We start from the raw sequence: 23387 nt of genomic DNA, 5'->3' as shown, positions 1-23387 counted from the left end.
CGGATCGGCCCCGTCCGGATCGACGGAGTTGCTGCCGGTTCGTACCGATGGAGCGGACCGCCTCGAGCGCTACGTCCCGGGCGGTACTGGTTTAACCTAGCCGGCAGTGCGTGAGATATGACGCTCCCGATCGAGATCCTGTTCGGCATCTATCTCGGGATCATCACGGGGATCATTCCCGCGCTGGTCGCCGGCGTGCTGGGATTCGTGTTCAAGTACTTCACCGGCGTGACGATTCCGGGACTGGGGGTCGTCGTGCTGGCGCTCGCCATCGCCGGGATCAACGGCGGACTGCTCGCATTGAACGACGAGACGATCCGGTCGGCCGAGCGCGCGCCGGCGATCCTCACGGCGATCGTCGTCGTGTTGATGCTCTCGCTGTACGCCCACGCGCAGGGCGACACGCTCGGCGCGAACGCGCCGAAACGCGTCTCGCTCAAACAGCTTCGCGACCGAACGCTCTCTTCGGACGTAGTCGAGCTCGTCGGCGGGCGAGGTCGAGTCCGGCTGACCGTGGTCGGCGAGGTCGCCGATATGGAGGGGTATCCACCGGTGTCCGCGGCAACGAGGCAGGCGATCGTCGACGGCGAGTGGACGTTTCCCGCGGACCTGCCGCTCGCTGAACTGGAGAGCCGGTTCGCCGAGCGGCTCCGAACCGAGTTCGACCTGAGCGACGTCTCGGTGTCGATCGACGAGCACGCGCGGGCGACGGTCGCAGCCGCGCCACCCGTCGGTGGTCTCTCGACGCGCGTACCGTCAGGGAAGCGCGCGGTGTCCGTGCCGGCGCTCGTTCCGACGGGCCTTGCCCGCGGCGACGTCGTTCGCGTCGTCACCCCGGATCTGGTCGTGGAGGGGACGCTGTTGTCGGCAAAATCGAGTCCGGAGAACGCGACGAAAGACGGGGGTGGGGAGTCGAGACCCGGGCAAACCGCCACCACGGACGGCGGGAAGACTGTGGCCGACGGCGCACCCGCGTCGGCTACCGCGACGATGGCGACGGCCGGAGGTGCGGGACGCGTGACGGTCGCAGTCGGCCGCTCGGAGGCGAGTGCGCTACTGCGAGCGGGGCGGGGTCGGGTGCTCGTCCTCTCCCGTGGAACGCGACGTGAGTACGAGCTCACGACCCTACTGCGCCGGGCAGGCAAGCGGTTCCGAAAGGTGTCCGTCGTCGCTGGGGGACCGCTTGATGGCCACACGATCGGCGACGTCGGCGTCCGGGAGGTGTACGACGTCGCGATCCTCGCGGCCCGTCACGAGTCGTGGACGGTCGCACCGAGGGGGAACCAGCCGCTGTCGGCGGGCGACGAGCTGTTCGTCGTCGGGAACCGGGACGCGCTGGAGCGGTTCACGGAGGCGGCGAAATGATCGGACGTTCGACGACGGTCTCGGCGCAGGTCACGTTCAGCGACCCGTACAGCGCGGGGGTCACGCTGGTTACGTTCGGGATGCTCGCGCTGCTCACCACCGCTTCGGCCGCGCTCGTCCATCGATGGTACTTCCGGACGGAGCTTCCGGAGGGCGTCGCCGTTCTGCTCGGCGTCGCCGTGGTCGCGCTGTACCTCAACACGACCTCTCTCGGCGAACTGGTCGGGACCACGGATGCGACGCTTCTGACGCCCGAGAGTGTGTTCTTCAACGTCGTTTCGATCGGAGCTGCCGCGGTCGTCTCGCCGGCTGGGCGGTACGTCGGCGACCGCCTCGCGGTCGACGTGTTCGCACTCACCGGGGTCCGCGAGCTCGAGGGGCAGGTGAGCACGGTCGTGCGGTCGGTCGGTCGTGTCACGGTCGTGACGCTGCCGCCGGCGGCGGAGATCGAGGACTTGGACACGTACGAGCCGGTGTCCGACGAGAAGAAGGCGGAGCTGGCTGAAAGGAGCCTGCTGTTTCCCCGCCGGCTCACCGTCGAGGAGCTCCGCGAACAGCTGGTCGAGCGAGTCAAAACGGAGTACGGCGTCGGCTACGTCGACGTCGACCTCGCGGCGGACGGCTCGCTCGAATACGTCGCGGTCGGCTCCCGCGCCACCGGACTCGGGCCGACGCTCGCACCCGGTACGGTCGCCGTCGCGATCGACGCCGATCCGCCGAACAGCGCTACCGTGGGCGACATGGTGCAGGTGTGGCGGACCGATCCGGATCCGAAGCGCGTTGCGACCGGCGAGCTCCGCGGCGTCGCCGGCGACGTCGCCACCGTCGCGCTCGACGAGTCGGACGCCGAGACGCTCTCGGTCGAGCGCGGCTACCGGCTCGTCACGCTTCCAGCGGAGCCGCAGGCGGACCGGGAGTTCGCCTCCCTGCTTCGGAACGCCGACGAGACGATGGCGACGGTCACCGTCTCGCCGGCGAGCAGTCTGGTCGGCTCCGCAGTCGCGGACGTGAGCGCGGTCGTCGCGGCCGTCGAGCCCGCGGACGGCGACGTGCAGGCGATCCCAGCACGCGCGTACACGTTCGCTGCCGGTGACACGGTGTATCTGGTCGGACGACCCGATGCGATACGCCGGTTCGAGGCGACCGCCGCTTCGCCGGGACCGGCCGATGGCGACGGAGCGGGTGGCGGCTCGAACGTCGAGGATACGGACGACGCGTCGCAACGCTCTTAGGCCGACCGACCCGTTGATTTCGCATGGAGTGGAAGCTGTTCGCCGATCTCTCGGAGATAGCCGGCGACCGAATCGTCGAGGTCGACGCCGACCCCGGCGACACCGTCGAAGACGCACTCGATGCCCTGCTGGAGGCACACCCCGACTTGCGCGACCGGATCCTCGAGGACGGGGAGATCGCCGACCACATCAACGTGTTGCGGAACGGCCGAAACGTCGTCCACGGCGACGACCTCGACGCCACGCTCGAGGAGAGCGACGAACTCGCGCTGTTCCCGCCGGTCAGCGGCGGGCGACGCTGAACGCGGCTGACATCGACCCGGTCGCTCCGGTCAGTCGGGTGACCGGTGTCGACTCGGTCAGTCGTGTGGGTGGAACCGCTTGACCGCCCGGTCGACGGCGTCGCTCCCGCCGAGGAACGTCACGCGGTCCCCCTCGCGAAGCACGTGGTCGCCGGTCGGGACCTCCGTCGTTCCGTCCGTATGCGTCAACAGCCCGACGATACAGCCGTCGGGGATCTCGGCGTTCACGTCGGCGATGGTTTTTCCGACGAGATCCGACGCCGTCACCTCGATCTCCTGGACGTCGCCCGTCCGACCGAGTTCGTTCATCCAGCGGACGAGCGACGGTCGCTCGAGCACGTTCTCGAGCGACCAGGCGGTCGCCATCGAGAGGTCGATCGCCCGCACGCCGAGCGACTCGAACGCGTCGACGTTGGCGGGCTGGTTCACTCGCGAGGCGACCGTCTCGACGTCGAACCGCGTCTTCGCGAGCTGGCAGACGAGAAGGTTGACGTCGTCGTCGGGCGTCACGGCGATCACTGCCCGCGAGCCAGCGACGTCCGCGCCGTCGAGGACGTCGGCGTCGGTGCCATCCCCCTCGACCGCCGTGAACCCCCGCTCACGGGCGCGCTCGACCGCCTCGGGGTCGTTGTCGATGATCCGTACGTTCTCTCCGTCCCGTTCGAGTCGTTCCGCGAGCGACAGGCCGACACGGCCCGCGCCGACGATGAGTGTGTGCATTGGTGAAACCTCGAGGTATTCGGCGATCTGTCTCGCGAGGCCGGCCTGGAGGACCACCGTCGCGAAGATGATCAGGAACACGGTGCCGGCGAGCAGTCCCGCCTCCTGCGGGCGGCCGAGCGCCTGTAGCTCGACCGCGAAAAGCGTCGCGACGCTGGCCGGGATGATGCCGCGCGGACCGACCGCGCTCAAGAAGAGCCGCTCGTTCCGTGTGAACCGTTCGTCCGTCGTCGAGAGGTAGATAACCGCCGGCCGCAACACCAGCGTCACGGCGACGACGATGGCGAGCCCGCCGAGCCCAAGCCGGAGGATGTCGTCGAAATCGATGAGCGCCGCGAGCGCGACGAACACGAACGACAGCACGACGACCGACAGATCATCGAGGAAGTCGACGACCGCCTCGTGATGGGGGAGGTCGGCGTTCCCGAGCACGAAGCCGGCCATCGCGGCCGCAGCGATCCCGGTCTCTGTGGCGATGAGCTCCGCGCCGCCGTACGCGACGACGGCGGCCGAAAGCACCACGAGACGCGCGTGAAGCGGTGCAGTGCCGGGGATCCGCGTCACCCGCGTCAGTAGCTTCAACGTCACACCCGCGACGAGCACGCCGACCAGCAGTCCGATCGCGAGCCGACCGACCAGTCCGGCGAGCAGCTCCGTCACCGTCCCGTTGCCGACGATGAGCACCTCGAAGACGACGACGACGAGCACCGCGGCGGTGACGTCGTTGATGATCCCCTCTCCTTCGAGCATCGCTGCGACGTGGTCCCGCACGGTGACGACCTGCAGGATCGGTCCGATGACGGTTGGGCCGGTGGCGACGAGCAGCGCGCCGACGAGCAGCCCGACCGCGATGGAGGTGTCGAGGAACCTGACGACCGCGGCGGCAGTGCCGAGCCACGTGAGCGTCGCGCCGATCGTGACGAGCCGAAACAGCGACTCCGGGACCTCCCGGAGCTTCTCCGTGTTGAGGTGGTACCCGCCCTCGAAGAGGATTATCGCGACGCTGACGCCGACGACGGCGGTGAGCCCGTCGCCGAACGTCTCACGCGAGACGATCCCGAGCAGCTCCGGACCGATCGCGATCCCCGCGAGGATCAAGAATAGGACGCTCGGGATCCGGAGTCGGTCCCCGAGCAGTCGAGAAGCTACCCCGAGTGCGAGTACGAGTGCGATGACGGCGACGGCGTCTGCCATCAGTTGGATCTGATCGGGATACCGGTTATACTCGGTGCCTTACAGAAGCGGGTCGCGTCGGTGGTTGTCATCTTTTGAGGGGTCCAGATCAACGGTACTGTGCTCGGAGCTGTCGTGGTGTCGTCCGCGGAGATCCGTTCGTGGTGTCGACGGATCGGTGGCGTGGCCTCCGAGCGGCCGTCACACGAGCAGTTGGACGTCGGCGTCACCCATATGTTGTAGCGCGGTGGCTGCGCCCACGCCGGTCGTAACGCCGTCGAAGAAGTCGTCCTCGTCGTAGTCCATCAGCTCGATGGTCATCTGACACGCCTGCAGGTCGACACCCTGGTCGAGCGAGAGCTCGATCAGCTCCTCGATCGTTGCGGTGCCGTTCTCGTCGATCTTGTTTCGCATCATGCGCGTCGCCATCGCGTCCATACCGGGGATCGCGGCGACCGCGTTCGGCATCGGCATGCTCGGGTTCCCGACGGCCGAGAGTTTGAGCTCGGACGCCTTCTCCTCGTGGAGGATGTCGAGCCCCCAGAACGTGTGGAACACGACGACGTCCCAGCCGAACGCCGCGGCCGTGCTCGCGAGGATGAGCGGCGGGTACGCCATGTCGAGCGTCCCCTTCGTCGCGATGATCGTCATCTGCTTTTGGCCGTCGTCGACCTCGGCTTCGATGCCGTCGACCTGCTTTTCCAGCTCCTCGATGCGGGCCAGCAGCTCGGCTTCGGTCGGCATCTCCTCGGTCGACTCGTCGGGCTCGGCGGTCGCGTCCGGTTCGGCGGTCGCGTCCGGTTCGGCGGGAGCGTCGGAGCTCATTTCAGGCGGTCTTTTCGACGTAGTGTTTGTACACGTCACCCTCGTCGACCTGATCGAGCAGCTCGACGCCGTCGGTGCCGTTCGCCCAGCCCTGAATGTCGCTCATGCTGCCCGAGTCGGTCGCCAGCACTTCGAGGACGTCGCCGGCGTCGAGCTCGTCGATCGCCTGCTTCGTCTTGACGACCGGCATCGGGCACGATACTCCTTTCACGTCCAGCGTCTCCGTGGTGTCGAATTCTGCGCTCATGGTGAACCGCTCCGTCGTATGTATTGGAGCTAACTCACAATACTGGATGCGGTGTTATAAGAATGTCGATCGTTGTGGATTCCACGAACTTCTCCGAGCTCGAAATGATTCGTCGTCTAAATAATTTGGTTTTTTAAGCAGCCATCTACGCACGAACACACCCCTTTCAGCCACGTCCTGATCCGGAACTGACGGCGATAGTATTGTGGGTATAGTGAAAAACAATCCGAACTCTTATGTAGGTCTATCCGTTAGGTGGGGGTGTACGACATGAATCCCGAAGACTTTCCGACTCCCGTGGTCGAGGTCGAATCGATCGAACCGGACACCCTGAAATCGCAGATCGATTCGGGCGATCCCGTGACGATCCTCGATGCGCGGATGAGCTCCGAGTACGACGAGTGGCACATCGACGACGAGAACGTCGAGTCGATCAACGTTCCGTACTTCGAGTTTCTCGACGACGAGATCGACGACGACGTGCTGGCGCGGATCCCCGACGACGAGCACGTTACGGTGCTGTGTGCGAAAGGCGGCGCGAGCGCGTTCGTCGCCGGCGAACTCGCCGACCGCGGCTACGACGTCGACCATCTCGAGGAGGGAATGAACGGCTGGGCACGGATCTACGAGGCCATCGAGGTGTCGGCGTACGACGGCGCTGGCACGCTCGTTCAGTACCAGCGCCCCTCGTCGGGCTGTCTGGGTTACTTCCTGTACGACGGCGACGAGGCCGCGATCGTCGATCCGCTCCGCGCGTTCACCGACCGCTACCTCGAGGACGCCGCGGAGCTGGGCGTCGATCTCGCGTACGCGATCGACACGCACGTCCACGCAGACCACATCTCGGGCGTTCGCGCGCTCGCGGCGGAGGGCGTCGAGGGCGTCATCCCAGACGCCGCGGTCGACCGCGGCGTCACCTACGCGGACGAGATGACGCTCGCCGCGGACGGCGACGAGTTCGCCGTCGGCGACGCAACGATAGAGACGGTGTTCACGCCGGGCCACACGACCGGTATGACCTCCTACCTGATCGACGACAGCCTGCTCGCGACCGGCGACGGGCTGTTCATCGAAAGCGTCGCCCGCCCCGACCTCGAGGAGGGTGACGAGGGCGCGCCCGATGCCGCCCGAATGCTGCACGAGTCGCTCCAGGAGCGTGTGCTGACGCTCCCCGACGACGTCCTGATCGGTGGCGCGCACTTCAGCGACGCCGCGGTGCCGGCCGACGACGGTACGTTCACCGCACCGATCGGCGACCTGAAAGCACGGATGGACGCACTCTCGATGGACGAGGAGTCGTTCGTCGAACTGGTCCTGTCCGATATGCCGCCGCGGCCCGCGAACTACGAAACGATCATCGCGACCAACCTCGGACAGGAGACCGTCGACGACGAGGAGGCGTTCACCCTCGAACTCGGCCCGAACAACTGCGCCGCGAGCCAGGAGTCGCTCGCGGACGACTAGACCGGAAGCTGAATGGTCACGACAATCGATTCGCTTTCGACCGCGATCGCGCCGCTAGCGACGGCGACGGCGTCCCTGCCGACTGAGCTCGTACCGCTCGTGCTCGCCGACCCGTTCCCACACGGGATCGAGCGATACGCGGTCGGGGGGTTACTCGTCGGGCTCGGCGTCGCGATCATCTATCTCGGAACGGGGATCAGCGCCGGCGCGAGCACGTTCCTCGAGTCGACGCTGTCGTACGTCTCCGACCAGTCCCGGTTCCAGCAGTACGTCACTTCCCGCGACTGGCGGCTCGTATTCACCTTCGGGATCGTTCTCGGCGGTGCGGTGTACGCCGTCGTGTATCAGGGGAGTGCGTGGCTGACGGACGTTCAGCCGTGGCGGCTGTTCGTCGGTGGCCTGCTCGTCGGGATCGGCACCCGAATCGGGAAGGGGTGTACGTCCGGACACGGGATCTGTGGCGTCGGCTCCGCCTCGCGGACCTCGATCGTCGGCGTCGTCACGTTCCTCGTCGTCGCGATCGGCACGGCACAGCTCGTGATGGCACTGGGGGTGACGCCGTGATGACGGCCGACACCCGCCATCCCGCGTTCATTCCGCTGATCCTCGTTGGCGGAGTGATATTCGGGTTCGGCCTCGGCTACAGCCACATGGCACGGCCGGAGGTCGTGCTGGATTTCCTCCAGTTCGACGACTTCGGGCTGCTGTTCGTGATGTTCGGCGGCGCGGCCGTCACCGGGGTGACGTTTTTCCTCGCTCCGCGACTGCTCGACCGGGCGGCCCTGACCGGAGACGGGTTCGAGCGCCGGCTCAAACCGTTCGATCGCAACGTGCTGGTCGGTGGTGCAGTGTTCGGCGTCGGCTGGGGGCTCTCCGGCATCTGCCCGGGTGCCGCCTACGCCAGCCTCGGCATCGGGAACGTTACCATCCTCTGGGCGCTCGCCGGGATGTTCCTCGGGGCGTACCTGCAGGGCTGGTGGCGGAGCGAGTAGTCCCCTCAGATCGCATCGTAATCCTCTCGGAACGTCTCGAGCGTCGCCGCGAGCACCCCGATCACGATGGGGCCCACGAACAGTCCGGTGAAACCGATCGAGTAGATACCGCCGAACACGCCGACGAGGATGATTCCAGGGTTCAGATGCGCCTGCTTGTCGATGACGATCGGACGCGCGTAGTTGTCGACCATCGAGACGACGAGCACGCCGTAGACGGCTAGCAACACGCCCGCAGTCGTCTGGTCGACCACCACGAGATACGCTGCGGCGGGCCCCCACACGAGGAACGCCCCGATGAGCGGCAGCAGTGCGAGGACCGCCATCACGAACGTCCAGAAGACGACGTTCGGAATACCGGCGGCCCAGAGACCGACGCCCGCGACGACCGCCTGCAACAGGGCGACGGAGATGTGCCCGATCACGACTCCCCACGTCGTCGAGTCGATCTTCTCGAACAGCTCGTCGGTGACGGCGGCCGGAAGCGGGATGATGGACCGGAGCCACGCGACGAACTCCGGTCCCTCGATGAGCGTGTAGTACACGACGAACAGGGTCAATGCGAGCCCCAACGACGCCTGCAGCGCACCGCTGACGATCCCGCCGACGCCGCCGAACAGCGTGTCGACCAGCGCGTCCCCGGCGGTTGCGATCCCCGTTTCGATGTCGAACTCCTCGCCGGTGAGTTCGGCGATCCGGGTTTCGATCGCGACGACGTCAAGCCCCGTCTCACCCTCGGCGATGTCGACGAGGTCCTCGACGAAGACGATCGCGATGTACGCGAGCGGTACGATCACGGCGACGATCGACGTGATGATGAGGAAGATCGCCGAGACCATCGACGCGACCGTGCCGTTCACGTAGCGATGTACGGTTTCGAGCCGACGCTCAAGCCGGGCGTGAACCGGATACAGGACGTACGCGAGGATCACCGCGGCGATAACGTACTCGATAAACGGGAGGACGATGAACAGGGTGAGGAGGGCGACCGCACCGATGAGCAACAGCAGGAACGACTGACCACGATTCATACTCGACTCTCATCGTCACGCGTGAAAAGTGTGGGCGGCAACCACTTCCGACAGGACGAGGGCGGCAACCACTTCCGACAGGACGACGCCCGGGCCGGATCCGGCGGGCGTCTTACGCGCTCGCTTCGTCCTCGTCCAGTCCGGGGGCGGCGGCGGGATCGACTTCCTCGGGCTCCTCGGTGTCGCCGCCGACGACCGTCTCGCCGTCGTCAGTTTCGATGTAGACGTCGTCTGCGAACCCGGCGAGCGCGTTCTCGTACTCCGGCGTCTCCAGCTTCCCGGGGGTTTCGGGCGCCGAGGTGATCCCCGACGCCAGTCGGAACTCGCCGAGCGGCTCGTCGATCGTGATCCCGTGTTCGGAGAAGAACGTCTCGTAGCGCCGGTAGTGGTCCTCCAGTTCGTCGCCGGGGATCTCCATCATCTCCGTCCAGCCGTGGTTGAAGAAGTCGAAGTTCGCCTGCACGTGGGTGATCTCCCGGGCCTTCGCCTCCGAGAACCCCGCTTCGAGTGCAGTGACGTACGTGTCCATCGTCGCGTCGAAGAAGTCGTCGAGGTGTGCTCTCCGCTCATCTCGACGCTCCTCGTCCGCCTTGTTGAGGAAGATGCTCGTGTGCAACTCGACGAGTTTGTCGTTGGCGACGTCGCCGACGACTGGGGTCGTTAGCGCCTTTTTTGCGGCCCAGTGACGGATGTTCTGCCGGATCTTCATACCTCCGTTCGGGCCCGAACGCTATTGAATCTGTGGCGATCCGACTCCGTTCGGTGTTTCGTGAGGCGTTACGACCACGAACTGCAGGGGACGCGAGTGAGAAGGCTTATTCGGGCTCACGGACGAGACGGGTTTATGGTAGCGATCGAGGTACCGGAAGTCAACTACACCGACTACTCGAACCGGCAGCTCGTCTTCGTGCCGCTGGTGGTGCTCGCGGTCGCGCTCGCGATCATCGGCGGGTGGTACCTGATGACGGGTGCGCCGGCAAACCTCGGACTGGAGTTCACCGGCGGCGTCGAGCTCCGGATCGCCGACGACGGCGGCGACATGGAAGAACGGATCGAGGCGGCGTTCGCCGACGAGCCCGACTCGATCAGGTCGATTCCAGCTGACGACGTGTACGTCGTGACGTTCCGTGCCGACGCCGACGACCCCGACGGCTTGGCGGGTGATCTGGAGGACCAGGCGGCTGCAGGCGGGTTGACGACGGAGGCGGTCGACCAGGTCTCCGCGAGCTTCGCGGCCGACACGGCTCAGACCGCGCTGTTCGGGATCGCGATCGCGTTCCTCGGGATGAGCGTGCTCGTGTTCGCGCTGTTCCGCACGTTCGTCCCCTCCGTGGCGGTCGTCGCCTCGGCGTTCTCCGACATCGTGATCCCGATCGCCGCGATGAATCTCCTCGGGATCGAGATGACGCTGGGAACCGTCGCCGCACTCCTGATGATCATCGGATACAGCGTCGACTCCGACATTCTGTTGAACAACTCCGTGCTGCGCCGCACCGGCGACTTCTACGAGTCCGTCAGCCGCGCGATGCGAACCGGGGTGACGATGACGGTTACCTCGATGTCCGCGATGATCGTCATGGCGATCGTCGCGACGGCGTTCGGCATCGATCTGCTCCGTAACATCGGGATCATCCTCGCGATCGGGCTCGCAGCCGACATGATGAACACGTATCTGATGAACGTCACGCTGCTTCGCTGGTACAAGTTCGAGGGGGTGAAACGCTAATGTTACAACCAGTCAAGAACAACTGGCGCGTGCTGCTTCTCGTCGTCGTCGTGGTCGCGGCGTCGGTCGCGCTGTTCGCGCCGCAGTTCGCGCCCGAGACCGCCCCCGGCGAAGATGCCGACGAAGCCCAACAGGGGATGACGAACCTCCAGTACGGTCTCGATCTGGCCGGCGGGACCCGCATTCGCGCACCGCTGCTCGGCCACACCGCGACCGGAGTCCAGTTCGACGGCGCCAACCCCACACAGGTCGCCGCCGACGTCGCGGCCGAGCTCGAGGGCGTCTCCACGAGGGAGGTGAACGCGGAGCGTCTTACCGAGGACGGCGGGGAGGTCGAGGTGACCGACCCGGACGTCACCGGAGAGCAGTTCCAGGCGGCGATGGACGCCTCCGGCTACGCGTACACCGACGTCAGACGCGGCGTCACCGAGGAGACGCGAAACGCTGCCGAGCGCGTCATCGAGGGGAAGATCAACGAGGCCGGCCTCTCGGGCGGCAGCGTCCAGCAGGTCCAGTCGATCACCGGGGAGTACTTCGTGCTCGTCGAGGTGCCCGGCGAGGGACGCCAGGACGTGATCGGACTGCTCGAGGAGCGCGGAACGGTCCAGATCGACATCGCCTACCCCGACGCCGACGCCGAGGACGGTCTCGGCGTCGAAGAGGAGGTGCTCGTTCAGGAGGACTTCGAGAACATCGGCACCGCGAGCCGGGACGAGCAAGACCAGCCGTACGTGCCCGTCTCGGTCGTCAACGAGGCGCCCGAGGGTGACCAGTCGCCGGCAGAGCGGTTCCAGAGCGCCGTCGTCGACCGTGATGTCGCCACCTCCGCTGGCGGCGCGCGGTGTACGTACATGCAGGATCCGGTCGGCGAGACGGCGGAGCCGTGTCTGCTCCTCGTCGTCGACGGCGAAGTCGTCAACGCGTTCGGAATGGACGACGGGCTCGCGAGCAGTATGGTCGGCGGCACGTGGGCCGACTCCGGCAACTTCCGGCTGACGACGACCTCGTTCGAGGACGCCCAGCAGGTGTCGATCAACCTGCGCGCCGGCGCGCTCCCGGCGGAACTCGACATCGCCGGCGAGGGGACCTCCTCGTTCATCTCGCCCACGCAGGGTGAGAACTTCCGGATCTACTCGGTGATCACCGGCGTGTTCGCCATCTTCGCGGTCGCGGGAATGGTGTTCCTCCGCTACCGCGAGCCGAAGGTGGCGCTACCGATGATCGTCACCGCGCTCGCTGAGGTGTACGCCCTGCTCGGCTTCGCCGCCTTGGTCGGCTATCCGATCGAGCTCGCCGTCATCGCCGGCTTCATCGCCGTCGTCGGTACCGGGGTGGACGACCTCGTGATCATCGCCGACGAGGTGATGAGCGAGGGCGAGGTGAAATCCCGGAAGGTGTTCGACTCCCGATTCCGCAGGGCGTTCTGGGTGATCGGGGCGGCGGCCGCGACGACGATCATCGCGATGTCACCGCTGATGGTGCTCTCGCTCGGCGACCTCTCCGGATTCGCCATCTTCACCATCCTCGGCGTGCTCATCGGCGTGCTCATCACCCGGCCAGCCTACGGCGACATTCTCCGCCGGCTGCTGACGGTGCGGTAACGGGCGTCGTTCGTTCTCTTCCGGCGTTCGCCGCTGTTCAAAAGTCGCTCAGTCCCGACTGCTCGGCCGCTGCCAGCACGTCCGCACACGTCGACCACGACCGACGCGCGCAGTCGGGAACGTCGCCGTGGTCGGCGACGTACTCGCGTAGAAACGATCGCGTGGTCGGGTCGCTCGGGTAGCCGCTGCCGACGCCGTCGTACGCCGGGTAGGCGTCGTCGATCGCGGCCATGCGCGCGTCGCGTTCGACCTTCGCGACGATGCTCGCTGCGGCGACGACGGGGTCCGACTCGTCGGCTCCGTGACGGGCGGTGACGTCGACGGAAGCGTACGGGTCGTCGTCGCTCTCGTCTGCATCCACCGCGTCGCCGTCGGTCCGGTCCTCGACGGGAGCGGGGACGGGTAACAACGCAGTGAGCCTCCGGGCGAACCGGGTCTCGCTGGTGTCGCCCGCGTCGGCGAGGACGCGATCGCCCGGGCGGACGACCCGCCGGACCGCACGTGCCTGACCGCTCACGGTGAGCGTGTTCATGTCCGTGTCGGGTGCGTCGATCTCGGCGGGCTCGACGACGGCGACCGCGACGGCGACGTCCTCGCGCTCATGAAGCAGTGTCGCGAGTTCCTCGCGGCGCTCCGGCGCGACGCGTTTGGAGTCGTCCACGTCGTCGGGGAGATCCGGGGGATCGGCGCGCACCGCCGCGGCCACCATCGGCCCGAGCACGGGTCCCTTACCGGCCTCGTCGACACCGACGTACACGCTTGTGGCGTCGCAGTCCACGAACTAATAGGTTCAGATCGAGCGAGCGTCGTCGAGGAAGCGGTCCTTGTCCGGGTCGCGGACGACGGACTCAGCGTCCGTGCCGAGTTTAAAGAGTCGGTATTCGGTTCCCCCTGTCGAGTGAGACGGTCTCACGTCCGCCAATCCAGTCAGGTACGTAGTTAATGGCTCTCTACGAACGATATCCCTACACCTAACAGGGAATGAACCCATATCGACACAGTATGGCTGGGACGGTCACACACAATATGACCATTCGACTACACACAGGCATGCGATACGCCGTTGGCTGTGCTCGGACGACGCGAAACGACCCTTTCGAGGGGATGTATGATGAGCTCACACACTGACTCACGCATAAAAACGGGCGTGCCGCGAGCGGACGAGGTACTTATGGGCGGCGTACTGCCGGAGTCCGCGACGCTCGTCAGAGGCGCACCCGGTGCGGGAAAAACGATCTTCGGCCTCCACTTTCTGACGACGACGGCGGACGCTGACGCGACGAACCTCTATATCAATCTCGGCGAACCCGAGGCGTATCTCGAATCGACGGCCGATAGTTTCGGACTGAACACCGACGCGATAGAGTTTCTCAACCTCTCGCCGGCGGGCGAGGAGTTCCAGACGGACTCCACCTACACGCTTTTTGAGTCGAGCGAAGTCGAACGGCCGTCGCTCGTCGAGTCGATCCGTCAGACGGTGACGGCGGTCGAGCCGGAGCGAGTGATGATCGACCCGGTCACGGTGTTGCGACACCTGTCGCCGGACACACGGCAGTTTCGGACGCAGGTTCTGAGCCTGCTTGATTTCCTCAAAGCCGAAGGCGCGACCGTGCTGTTAACGTCGCAAGCGGCGTCGTCCATTTCCGACGACGACCTCCAGTTCCTGGCCGACACCGTGATCACTCTCGACGTCGAGACGGGCCACCGGACGCTGGAGGTGTCGAAGTTCCGCGGCTCCTCGTCGCGGGAGGGACCTCACACCGTTACCATAGACGACGACGGAATGTGCGTGTGGCCGCAACTCGACCCCTCCAGTCACCGACGGGACGGAGCGTCGGACACGCTCTCATCGGGCGTTTCCGAACTCGACCGGCTCCTCAACGGCGGCCTCGTGACGGGCACGATCACGTTCTTGAGCGGTCCGACCGGCTCCGGTAAGACGACCACGGGGCTCCAGTTCATGACCGAGGCCGCAAGCAACGATACGCGGTCCGTGCTGTACAGCTTCGAGGAGGGCCGTACAACGATGCTCGACCGCGCGGACGCCGTCGGGATACCCGCTCAGAGCATGATCGACGATGGAACGCTGGTGATAGAGGAGATCGGCCCGGACGAGCTCTCGGTCGCTGCGTTCACGCATCGACTTCGAACCGAGGTCGAGGAGAACGGGACCGAGATACTCATGATCGATGGTATCAGCGGCTACGAACGCGCGTTCCGGGAACCCCACACCGACACCACACGCCAGCTGATCAAGATCGGACGGTATCTCCGTAATATGAACGTGACGGGACTGATCACGAACGAAGTCCATCAGATCACCGGCGAGTTCCGGGCGACGGAACAGCAGGTGAGCCATCTCGCGGACGGCATCATCGTTCTCCGCCACGTCGAATATAAAGGCGAGCTACGGAAGGTGATCGGCGTGCTCAAGATGCGGTCGAGCGACTTCGAAACGAGGCTCCGGACGCTCGATATCACGGACGATGGGCTCCGTATCGGCGAGCAGCTCTCCGATCTGCGCGGTGTCTTGACCGGAACCCCGGACTGGCAACCGGGTGGGACGTAGCGTGAACCAACACGGATGAACGACACACAGGAACTACGCTCGACGTCGCCGCGTATCTATCCGCTCGTCGCCGACAGCGGCAACGAACGCGTTCTCACACAGTGGCTCACGGACCACGACACGTATCGGCTCGCCGACGTGGACGAGCCGGTGGCTGCTGGGGAGTTCGACCTCTGTATCGTCGATCAGGATGGTCTCGAAGCGTTCACGGACGAGCTCCAGCGAGCCAAATCGGACGCTGAGCCGGTGCTGCTGCCGGTGTTACTGTTGGTGCCGGAAACCCGCGAGGAGATCATTGCAACTGATCGTGGCGAAGTCGCCGACAACGTCTTTCAGGCGGCGATCGACGAGATCGTCTCGCTCCCGATACGACAGATCGAACTCGAGTGGCGTATTCGAGCGCTCCTTCGGCTCCGAAACCAGTCACTGGAGTTAACGTCGAAAACGGAGACGCTCACTCGGTTCAAGCAGGCAGTCGAAGCCTCGGCTCACGGGATATTCATCACCGATCCGGACGGGGAGATCGAGTACGTTAACCCTGCCTTCGAGGAGATCACCGGCTACGACCGGGAGGAGGTGATCGGTCAAACGCCGAACGTGCTCCAGTCCGGCGAGATGTCCGAGGAGTACTACGAGCGGCTGTGGGAGACGATCACGGCGGGCGATATCTGGGAGGCCGAAGTCATCGATCGTCGCAAGGACGGGACGCAGTACACCGCATACCAGACGATCGCACCGATCACCGACGACGAGGGCGATGTCACGGCGTACGTCGCGGTGCAGACGGACGTGACCGAACGCAAAGCGCTACGGGATCGACTCAAAAGACACCGAGACATCGTCCAGCGCCTGGACGACCCGATCATGCTACAGGACGAGACGGGAGCGTTCGAGCTGGTCAACGAGGCGTTAACGGAGTTTGCGGGCCTCTCCGAGGAGGAGCTGCTCGGAACTGATGAGTTCGTGTTCATGGATTCGGACGCGGCGGAGACGATCGCGGAGAAAAAACGGAAGACGATCGACGACGAATCGGCGATCAGCTACTCGATCTCTCCGGAGTTCAATCGCTCCGGCAAGGAGGCGGTCTTCGATACGAGACGCTACCCGTACTACGACGAGGACGGCGAACTCGCCGGCACGATCGCCATCTGTCGGGACGTGACGGAGCTCGAGGAGCAAACGCGACAGCTCCGCGTGATCGACAACATCCTCCGGCATAACCTCCGAAACGACCTGACGGTGATTCGAGGGTTAGCCGATCGGATTCGCTCCAAAGAGTCCGGAGAGACGGCTGCGACGGCCGACAAGATCGTCACCCATGCGGACGCGCTGATGACGACGGGTGAGAAGTCACGGCGGATCACGAAGCTGCTCAGCGACGAGCCGGAGACGAAACGGATCGACGTCACCGAGATGGTCCGGTCCATCGCCGACGAGATCCGCGCCTCCGATCTCAGTGCGGAGGTGACGGTCGAGGCGCCGGAACGCGTCGTCGTCTCGGCGACTGACGACCTGGAGCACGCGATCGCGGAGCTGGTCCGTAACGCGATCATTCACAACGACAGCGCGGAGCCCTCCGTCGAGATACGCGTTGCGACCGCGGACGACACCGCAAGCGTACGCGTTATCGACGACGGGCCCGGGATCTCGGAGATGGACCGCGACGTCTTGGAAACCGGACGGGCGATCGACGCGTTGTATCATGGAAGCGGTCTCGGACTGTGGCTCGTGTACTGGATCGTGAACCGATCCGACGGCTCGATCGATGTGACCGAGGTTGCGCCGCGAGGGACCAACGTTACCGTTACGCTCCCGGCCTCAGGCACGTCGTGACTGCGACCGGCGCGTCACTTTATCCGATCCTGAAGCCCGTCGAGATGCCGGACGCCGTACACGAGTTTGATATCGGTTTCAGGTTCGGAGACACACGGCAAACAGAGATTTTTGCTCTCGACTTCCTCGGACGTGAGGAACTCCTGTTCTGCATCCATGCTAATTTCACCGTCGACGACGAGGGCGGAACACCGGCCACACCGTCCCTTGAGACATTTCAGCGACCAGCTGAGATCCTCGCGCTCGGCCGCATCGAGTATGTTCTCTTCGTGCGACACTTCCATGCGCCCGTGGTCCTCGCAGTCGAGATCGGCTTCCGCAGCTTTCCCGAAGATCTCCGGATCCTGCAGAGTCCAATCGCGCTCTTCGACGACGCCGTAGCTGAGATACTCCACGTCAGGCATTAGCGTTCATTGACTCTCTCCCGCATTATATATTGTGCTTAATGCACAATACACTAGGGCGCCAGAGCACTGTTGTGGTGGTGTATGCCATGATCGCATACCCGAATCAGCCGTGTGACGCTGCGTACCTCGTGATCGATCTCGGGCGTACGTCGCTCACGAGGGTGGATGGGTGGTTTATAAGCGATACCGTGGAGGGGTTGGTGTTCGTTTATAAGTGAGTCGCGAGAGCGATAGCTCCGCGACGAACGATCTGAAAGCCCCAGCCGGGAGGCGGGCGCACGCTCGCTGCGCGCTTCGGTCGCTCACGTCGTTCGCTCCCTGCAGTGCTTGTGTCGCCTGCGCCCGCCTCCCGGCTGCCCCTTTCGATCCCACCCGACCGCACCGCAACCGCACCTCGCGCCTCCCCAGCCTCGTCGGCGGCTCGCGCGTTCCGCGCTCGCCGCCGCCTCCCTCGCACGCGCTCCTCGCGCCCTAGAAAGGGCGCTCGGAGGCGCGCGCCGACCGCCCGCAGTCGCCTGATAAACGAACAATGTTTTGCTTGTGGTTGCGGTGGCGCGCGCCGCGAGCGGGCCAGCGGCCCGCGAGTCGCGAGGGCGACCGGAGGGAGCCCTCGGATGCGAACGGCGAAGCCGTGAGCGAGCGCGCGAGGGAGACCGGAGGGGCCGCCGAGCGGTTCCGGCGGCCCCTCCGGTCGAGGCTGGGGCGGTCCGAGGCTGCGGGGCGGTCGGGTGGGACTGGAAGGGGCAGCCGCGAGGGCGACGCACGGCGACGAAAGCACTGCAAGGAGCGAGCGAAGTGAGCGACTGAAGCGCGCAGCGAGCCGCGCGAGCCGTCGCGGCTGGGGCTTCCAAGTCGGTCTCTGCTCCACCGCTCACTTATATACCACTCCTCGCCGCGCTGAGTACGCCTTTATAAACAACGCACCGATTCTCGTATACGCAATATACGCCCGAAATCGATCGCTGCGATGGCTGCACTGAGCACTGTTTATGTCGATGTGAACTGTGCTATGATTTTCTTGCACAATACTCACTAATACAAACCCGACGACGACGCGACACGCGTGAAGTACCACGGGCGCGGTGGCCCGTGGCTTCGCCGTGGTCTCTGGCGTGGAGCCAGCGAAACGACCGGTGGCGAATTTAATTCCGCCCGCGCTCGTCCCTGTGGGGGACTCGCGTGGAACCGGTAACACCCGAACACACCGGGAGTGCCACCGCAACAGAGGTCGTCTGTTGCAGCCGTGGCGGGTGTGTCCGTGGGCGTCCGCCCCTTCACGAGGGCGCGACACAGGCCCGGCGCACCGCGTCTTACCCCGAAGTGGGTGCGCGGGTTTTGCGAGGCCGATAACGTGGGTTCCATACTGTAGTAGGGCGTCCCGATACTTAAAACAGGGACGTAGCCGAGCGGACGCGCTTCACCCCCGCCCACGGTGGGGCGGGGAACTCGCGCTGCTTTTCGTTTAGATCTCTCTTGGCCTCCCGATTCTTGAACGCCTCCCGGAACCGGTCTCCGGCAGCCGGATCGGTAGCGTCGCCGTACCACCGTCTCCTCCACTGTGGTGTCTCTCACGCCTCGAATCCACTGTGGGGTCACTCCTCGTGGGGGTCGTGTTGCAGCTCCATACGATCGGACACCCACTGCGGAACGGCTACCACGGTCGGCTCGCTTCGCTCGCCGCTTCGTCTTTCTGCGTTCGAATCACTCGGTGATTTCTCTCACTACGTTCGAGAAATGCACCGGCCGAGATTTGAACTCGGGTTGCAACCATGGCAAGGTTGCGTGATACCACTACACTACCGGTGCGTGCTTCGCATTCACTTCTCCGGTCGAGGGATACTTAAGTCTGTCACATCCGGGCGATCACGGCGGTCTCACCGCGTGAACCGTTCCCGCTCCGCCTCGGCAACCGCCGTCCCGTAGCGGTCCACGAGCGGCCGCACGGCCTCGCCGAGCGCCCGCATACACTCCCGCGTCGAGGCGTAGTCGAGCTCTTCGGCAACCGGATCCCACGGACGTCCCTGTAACACCTTCCGAACGAGCAGTCGTTCGGTCCGATCGTCAAGCGCGGTGGCAGTGGCCTCGCTCCCCGCGTCGTCATCGCTGCGGTCCTTCCCGACCCCGTGTATCAGTGCGGCCAGCGCGAGATCCCTGACCGCGCCGGGCGCAACGTCGTACATGCCGGGACCGTACGAGGCACCGACGACGACCCGCCACTCGTGGTCCGTGAGCTCGACGTCGACGGCTGCCGAGCAGGCGCGAAGCGCGCCCCGGACCACGTCGGCGTCGACGTCGCGGTGGATATCCGACAGCGCGTCGCGCTCGCGGTCGCGGAACGTCGCCGCATGCCGTGCCAACAGTTCCGTGCCCGTATCGCTCTCCGGGCGGATCATTATCGCGGAGTGCTCGCCGGAGGCGTCGTTTCGCGTCGCCGAGAGATGTATCGTCCGATAGCCCGCCCGTCGCCAGAATCGAAGCAGGTCGGGAGTCGCGCCGTAGCCGACTGAAAAGTAGTCCACGTCGTCCGCGAACTCCCGATGAATCCGGTCGAGCAGCCGGGAGCCGAGCCCGCGGCCGCGGACCGCGTGATGGGTTGCGATCCTGACGGTTCGGAGTCCGGCCGCCGCCGCGGCGTGCTCGTCGCGAAGCTGGCTCGCGAGGAGGTCCGGTACCATGTTGCCGCGGATGCGCTCGCCCTCGTACACGCGCCGACACGTCTCCGCCGACAACTCCCCCTCTCTGGCGAGCAGCGCCACGGAGACGACGTGGCCGTCCGCGACCAGCGCGCGCGCAGAGAGGTTCGGCGCGTCGAGCAGCCGCGCGAGGTCGTTCGGTTCCGTCCGGTAGTGGGCGACGACGAGCAGCCCGAACGCTTCCGAAAGGAGGTGCTCGTCCGCGAGCAGCTCGTCGGGGTCGAGCGTCCGATACGTACAGTCCGCGGGCGTGACTCCGTCGACCGCCCGCTCGACCGCGGGTCGAGCGTCGAGCATGAGCGCCCGAAACGCCCACGTCTCGACCGGGTCGTTCCGGGCGTATCGGATCGGCTCATCCAGCCGGACGTCACGGACCGCGTGGTCGCTTTCGGTGAGTCGCTCGCGAAACCGGACGGAGAATCCTCGACCCGCTCCCTCGTAGCCGTGGATCGTCGTACAGAAGGCGATGCTTCGGGCTGCGAGCAACGACTCGAGCAGCCGCACCGGCAGCGCCGCCGCCTCGTCGACGATCACTGCGTCCGGCGCGTCGGGCAGCGCGGCGGCGGCCGCGGGCGACCGAAACCGGACGCTGCCGCCGGTCGTCGCGGCGAGCGTGCGGCCGGACGCGTGCTGTGTCCCGGCCAACGCGTCGTGTGCCGTCAACAGCTCTCGCGCCCGCGAGAACAGCTCCGCGGCGTTCTCGAACCGCGGTGCAGTCACGAGCACGTCCCGTCCCGCGAGCGCGAGCGATCCGGCCGCTAACCCCCCCGCGCTCGACTTTCCACGGCCGCGGTCGGACTCGACGACGACCGCTGATCCCGGCGTGGCGAGTCGTTCGAGCGTGCGTACCGCGCGCGACTGGTCGGCGGTCAGACACGCCTCGTACGCCGCCGCCGGAAACGCTGCCGTCGACGGCGCGGGCGGGGGCGAACGCGGCTCCCACGCCGGCGGATCGGTTTGCCCGTTGCACTCGACCGTCGGCGTCGAGCGCGCTGTCCCGCCCGCTCCGTCGTCGGACCGGCCGAGCGAGACGATCGCGACGCCGGGATGCTCCCGGAGGGTGTCGACGATCCGTCGCCGGAACCGTCCCGTCACGTCTCCGAGCGTGAACGGCGGCACCGCGAGCGTCTCGTCGAACCCGTCGCGGACGTCCGACCACGCGTCGAGAGCTGGCGTGAGGAGGAGGAGCAACCCGCCGCCGTCGACCGCGCCGGACACCTGTCCGAGCGCGTTCGGAACGAACCGGTCGTGACAGTCGAGCACGACACAGCGTCGCGTCCGTCCGAGAAGCGCCTCACCGTCGGTCGGCCGAAGCTCGTCGAACCGGAACCCCTCCCTCGTCGAGACGACGGTCACCTCGTCGTCGATTCCGTCTCCGCCGCCGATCGACTCGATGACGTCGTATGCGGCGTCGAACCCGCGGTCACGGTCCCCTGCGAGCACGAGGAGACGACGCTCGTTGGCGCGCTCGGCCTCCCGTTTCAGCTCCGCCGCCAACTCCGCGATCATCGACCGAACGTTGCTCGGGCGCGGGGATGTGTCTTCTCCTCCGTCGTCATCGACGGAGCGGGACGCTTACGGAGACGGAGAGCGTTCAGTGCGGTATGACCACCGTCACGCTCGTCGGAACGCGGCTCGCGGACGTCGGCCGCGAGTTCGTGTACGAGGGGGAAGCGGCCGGCTGTGAGGGCTGTCCGTATCGCAGCCAGTGTCTCAACCTCTCCGAGGGAACCCGCTATCGAATTACCGATATTCGGGAGAACGCACAGACGCTCGACTGCGCGGTCCACGACGACGGCGTCCGGGCGGTCGAGGTCGAGACCGCCCCAGTCCCCGCCACCGTCGCCTCCAAGCACGCGTACGCGGGGAGTCGGTCGTCGCTCGTCGGACCGTGCCCGCATACGGAGTGCCCGAGCCACCAGTACTGCGTCCCCGACGGTGCCGACTTCGACGAGGAGCGCGTCATCGACCAGGTGCTCGGCGAGCCGCCACACGACCACTGTGCGCTCGACCGCGATCTAACGCTGGTGAAGTTCCGCGCTGAGGAGTAGCTCCGGTCGACGCGTCTTGCTCGGCTACCGCTGCTGTCGTCCTTTGGTCTGCCTGTAATCTCGACTCAACACGTTCTCGCGCATGTGGGTGAGAAACGCGTCCGCCCGTTCGTCGGTTAGCTCGGTCGGGGTCATCATGGGAACCAGCTCGAACCCGCGTCCTCGAATCGTCGTCGCGTGCTCGGCGTCGATGTCGAAGGAGTCCGGCCGCCTCGTCGTGTACTCGACCGCGAGCGCCCGCAGCGCACGTTCGCCGACCGGGACGATGATCTGCGGGTTGATCATCCGGATCTCGGCGTTCAAAAACGGCTCGCAGGTCCGTACCTCCTCGTCGGTCGGATCGCGGTCGGGATGTCGACACCGCGTCAGGTTGGTGAAGAACACGTTCTGTACGTCCGGCTCGGAAGCGTCGGGGTCCGAGCGCACGAACCCCAACTCGGCGAAGATCGCCTGTACCTGCTCGCCGCCTCCCGGTCCGGTGAACGGAACGCCGTTTCGCTCGGCGGCCGCGGTGGGTGCCTCGCCAACGACGAGAAACTCCGCGCCGACGTCGCCGTAGCCGTGGATGACCTGCTCCCGCGGGCCGCACAGCTCGGCACAGTTCTCGCAGTCGGTGTCCATCCCGAAGGGGTTCTCGAACTCGCGTTGGTTCGCGTCCACAGCCGTCGTGGGTGCTACTGCGTCGTAAACCCCTCGCTCAGCGAGACGGTTCGCAAGCTCGAACTGATCTCACGAGGACTGTAAAATCGGCTGCTCACGAACCTCCGCCCCGCCGAGAGCGACCACTCACGGCGAAGGCGACCGCGATCGAAGCCGCGGGGGCGTGTTCACGTCGGCGTGTACGTCTCTTGGTCGTGATCGATGAGACCCTCCTTGCGGAGCGTCTTCAGAATGCCGTACAGCGAGATCTTTTTCATGCCGAGCGAGTCGCACATCTCCGAAACGGTCGCCGAACCGTTCGTTGTCAGGTACAGATACACGAGCTTTGCACGGGGAGACTGCAGCTCCGGCGGCAGTGCGGGTGTCGCCGTCGCAGGTGCTGTCTCGGTTTCCAACATCTTGGCTACACCAAGGGGTTCGACGATAATAAACCCCCCATTCAACGATCGTCGAAAGCCGGCGTATCGCCGGAACGCACTGGAGAAACGACGGTTCC

At 65.8% G+C, this 23387-nt stretch carries 21 protein-coding genes and 1 tRNA gene; 11 read left to right on the top strand and 11 right to left on the bottom strand.

Going from position 1 to position 23387, the window contains the following annotated elements; translation table 11 throughout:
- Positions 1-117 precede the first annotated feature (117 nt).
- From ACYQ0R_RS10905 to ACYQ0R_RS10895, 3 genes are read left to right on the top strand one after another with little or no spacing between them, the layout of a single operon-like run.
- Complete coding sequence (locus ACYQ0R_RS10905; RefSeq protein ID WP_459823551.1) at positions 118-1365, top strand: potassium channel family protein; 1248 nt, start codon at positions 118-120, stop codon at positions 1363-1365.
- Positions 1362-2597, top strand: coding sequence for a DUF8167 domain-containing protein (locus tag ACYQ0R_RS10900; RefSeq protein WP_459823548.1), 1236 nt, complete (start codon positions 1362-1364; stop codon positions 2595-2597). The genes ACYQ0R_RS10905 and ACYQ0R_RS10900 overlap by 4 nt, the downstream gene beginning before the upstream one ends.
- 23 nt (positions 2598-2620) lie before the next feature.
- The gene (locus ACYQ0R_RS10895; protein WP_459823545.1) at positions 2621-2899 is read left to right on the top strand and encodes a ubiquitin-like small modifier protein 1; all 279 of its coding nucleotides are present in this window, start codon (positions 2621-2623) and stop codon (positions 2897-2899) included.
- A 57-nt stretch (positions 2900-2956) separates the two neighbouring features.
- On the opposite strand, the gene ACYQ0R_RS10890 is transcribed toward ACYQ0R_RS10895, so the two are convergent.
- From ACYQ0R_RS10890 to ACYQ0R_RS10880, 3 genes are all read right to left on the bottom strand, one after another.
- On the bottom strand, positions 2957-4813 hold the full coding sequence (locus ACYQ0R_RS10890; protein WP_459823543.1) for a cation:proton antiporter domain-containing protein: 1857 nt from the start codon (positions 4811-4813) through the stop codon (positions 2957-2959).
- A gap of 180 nt (positions 4814-4993) precedes the next feature.
- On the bottom strand, positions 4994-5617 hold the full coding sequence (locus ACYQ0R_RS10885; protein WP_459823540.1) for a DsrE/DsrF/DrsH-like family protein: 624 nt from the start codon (positions 5615-5617) through the stop codon (positions 4994-4996).
- 1 nt (position 5618) lies between these two features.
- Positions 5619-5864, bottom strand: a complete 246-nt coding sequence (locus tag ACYQ0R_RS10880) for a sulfurtransferase TusA family protein (protein WP_459823537.1) — start codon at positions 5862-5864, stop codon at positions 5619-5621.
- Positions 5865-6134: 270 nt separating this feature from the next.
- Here ACYQ0R_RS10880 and ACYQ0R_RS10875 point away from each other — a divergent pair, with 270 nt between their 5' ends.
- The 3 genes from ACYQ0R_RS10875 to ACYQ0R_RS10865 all read left to right on the top strand — a co-directional run bounded on the left by ACYQ0R_RS10875 (position 6135) and on the right by ACYQ0R_RS10865 (position 8320).
- Positions 6135-7328 (top strand): MBL fold metallo-hydrolase, encoded by a 1194-nt coding sequence (locus ACYQ0R_RS10875; RefSeq protein WP_459823534.1) that lies wholly within the window; start codon positions 6135-6137, stop codon positions 7326-7328.
- A gap of 75 nt (positions 7329-7403) precedes the next feature.
- Positions 7404-7892: a YeeE/YedE family protein gene (locus ACYQ0R_RS10870; RefSeq protein ID WP_459825742.1), complete on the top strand. Its 489-nt coding sequence runs from the start codon at positions 7404-7406 to the stop codon at positions 7890-7892.
- Complete coding sequence (locus ACYQ0R_RS10865) at positions 7892-8320, top strand: YeeE/YedE family protein (protein WP_459823532.1); 429 nt, start codon at positions 7892-7894, stop codon at positions 8318-8320. The genes ACYQ0R_RS10870 and ACYQ0R_RS10865 overlap by 1 nt, the downstream gene beginning before the upstream one ends.
- Positions 8321-8325: 5 nt before the next feature.
- Here the strand turns inward: ACYQ0R_RS10865 and ACYQ0R_RS10860 are convergent, their stop codons facing one another.
- Both ACYQ0R_RS10860 and ACYQ0R_RS10855 read right to left on the bottom strand, forming a co-directional pair.
- Positions 8326-9351: an AI-2E family transporter gene (locus ACYQ0R_RS10860; protein ID WP_459823529.1), complete on the bottom strand. Its 1026-nt coding sequence runs from the start codon at positions 9349-9351 to the stop codon at positions 8326-8328.
- Between the two features lie 112 nt (positions 9352-9463).
- On the bottom strand, positions 9464-10060 hold the full coding sequence (locus ACYQ0R_RS10855; RefSeq protein ID WP_459823526.1) for a DUF6149 family protein: 597 nt from the start codon (positions 10058-10060) through the stop codon (positions 9464-9466).
- Positions 10061-10195: 135 nt separating this feature from the next.
- Here ACYQ0R_RS10855 and secF point away from each other — a divergent pair, with 135 nt between their 5' ends.
- Both secF and ACYQ0R_RS10845 read left to right on the top strand, forming a co-directional pair.
- A complete protein-coding gene (secF, locus tag ACYQ0R_RS10850) occupies positions 10196-11077 on the top strand; it encodes a protein translocase subunit SecF (protein ID WP_459823523.1) in 882 nt (293 codons plus the stop codon).
- The gene (locus ACYQ0R_RS10845) at positions 11077-12678 is read left to right on the top strand and encodes a preprotein translocase subunit SecD (RefSeq protein WP_459823520.1); all 1602 of its coding nucleotides are present in this window, start codon (positions 11077-11079) and stop codon (positions 12676-12678) included. Before secF ends, ACYQ0R_RS10845 begins: the two co-directional genes overlap by 1 nt.
- A gap of 37 nt (positions 12679-12715) precedes the next feature.
- On the opposite strand, the gene rnhB is transcribed toward ACYQ0R_RS10845, so the two are convergent.
- Entirely contained in the window at positions 12716-13435 is a 720-nt protein-coding gene (rnhB, locus tag ACYQ0R_RS10840; protein ID WP_459823517.1) for a ribonuclease HII, read from the bottom strand.
- A gap of 354 nt (positions 13436-13789) precedes the next feature.
- Here rnhB and ACYQ0R_RS10835 point away from each other — a divergent pair, with 354 nt between their 5' ends.
- Both ACYQ0R_RS10835 and ACYQ0R_RS10830 read left to right on the top strand, forming a co-directional pair.
- Positions 13790-15247, top strand: a complete 1458-nt coding sequence (locus ACYQ0R_RS10835; protein ID WP_459823515.1) for an ATPase domain-containing protein — start codon at positions 13790-13792, stop codon at positions 15245-15247.
- A gap of 15 nt (positions 15248-15262) precedes the next feature.
- Positions 15263-17080, top strand: coding sequence for a PAS domain S-box protein (locus ACYQ0R_RS10830; protein WP_459823512.1), 1818 nt, complete (start codon positions 15263-15265; stop codon positions 17078-17080).
- Between the two features lie 14 nt (positions 17081-17094).
- Here the strand turns inward: ACYQ0R_RS10830 and ACYQ0R_RS10825 are convergent, their stop codons facing one another.
- The 3 genes from ACYQ0R_RS10825 to tmcA all read right to left on the bottom strand — a co-directional run bounded on the left by ACYQ0R_RS10825 (position 17095) and on the right by tmcA (position 21689).
- The gene (locus ACYQ0R_RS10825; RefSeq protein WP_459823510.1) at positions 17095-17484 is read right to left on the bottom strand and encodes a 2Fe-2S iron-sulfur cluster-binding protein; all 390 of its coding nucleotides are present in this window, start codon (positions 17482-17484) and stop codon (positions 17095-17097) included.
- Positions 17485-19222: 1738 nt separating this feature from the next.
- Positions 19223-19293 (bottom strand) — tRNA-Gly (locus ACYQ0R_RS10820).
- A 68-nt stretch (positions 19294-19361) separates the two neighbouring features.
- Entirely contained in the window at positions 19362-21689 is a 2328-nt protein-coding gene (gene tmcA / locus ACYQ0R_RS10815) for a tRNA(Met) cytidine acetyltransferase TmcA (protein ID WP_459823507.1), read from the bottom strand.
- Between the two features lie 95 nt (positions 21690-21784).
- Here tmcA and ACYQ0R_RS10810 point away from each other — a divergent pair, with 95 nt between their 5' ends.
- Positions 21785-22231 (top strand): UPF0179 family protein, encoded by a 447-nt coding sequence (locus ACYQ0R_RS10810; protein WP_459823504.1) that lies wholly within the window; start codon positions 21785-21787, stop codon positions 22229-22231.
- A 24-nt stretch (positions 22232-22255) separates the two neighbouring features.
- Here ACYQ0R_RS10810 and ACYQ0R_RS10805 read toward each other — a convergent pair whose 3' ends face one another.
- Positions 22256-22891, bottom strand: coding sequence for a uracil-DNA glycosylase (locus ACYQ0R_RS10805; RefSeq protein WP_459823501.1), 636 nt, complete (start codon positions 22889-22891; stop codon positions 22256-22258).
- A gap of 167 nt (positions 22892-23058) precedes the next feature.
- A complete protein-coding gene (locus ACYQ0R_RS10800; RefSeq protein WP_459823498.1) occupies positions 23059-23289 on the bottom strand; it encodes a helix-turn-helix domain-containing protein in 231 nt (76 codons plus the stop codon).
- Between the last annotated feature and the right edge of the window lie 98 nt (positions 23290-23387).

Source organism: Halorubrum luteum (genome assembly GCF_054652935.1).
Note: the sequence above shows the minus strand (reverse complement) of the source record. Positions and strands in the feature narration are given on the sequence as shown.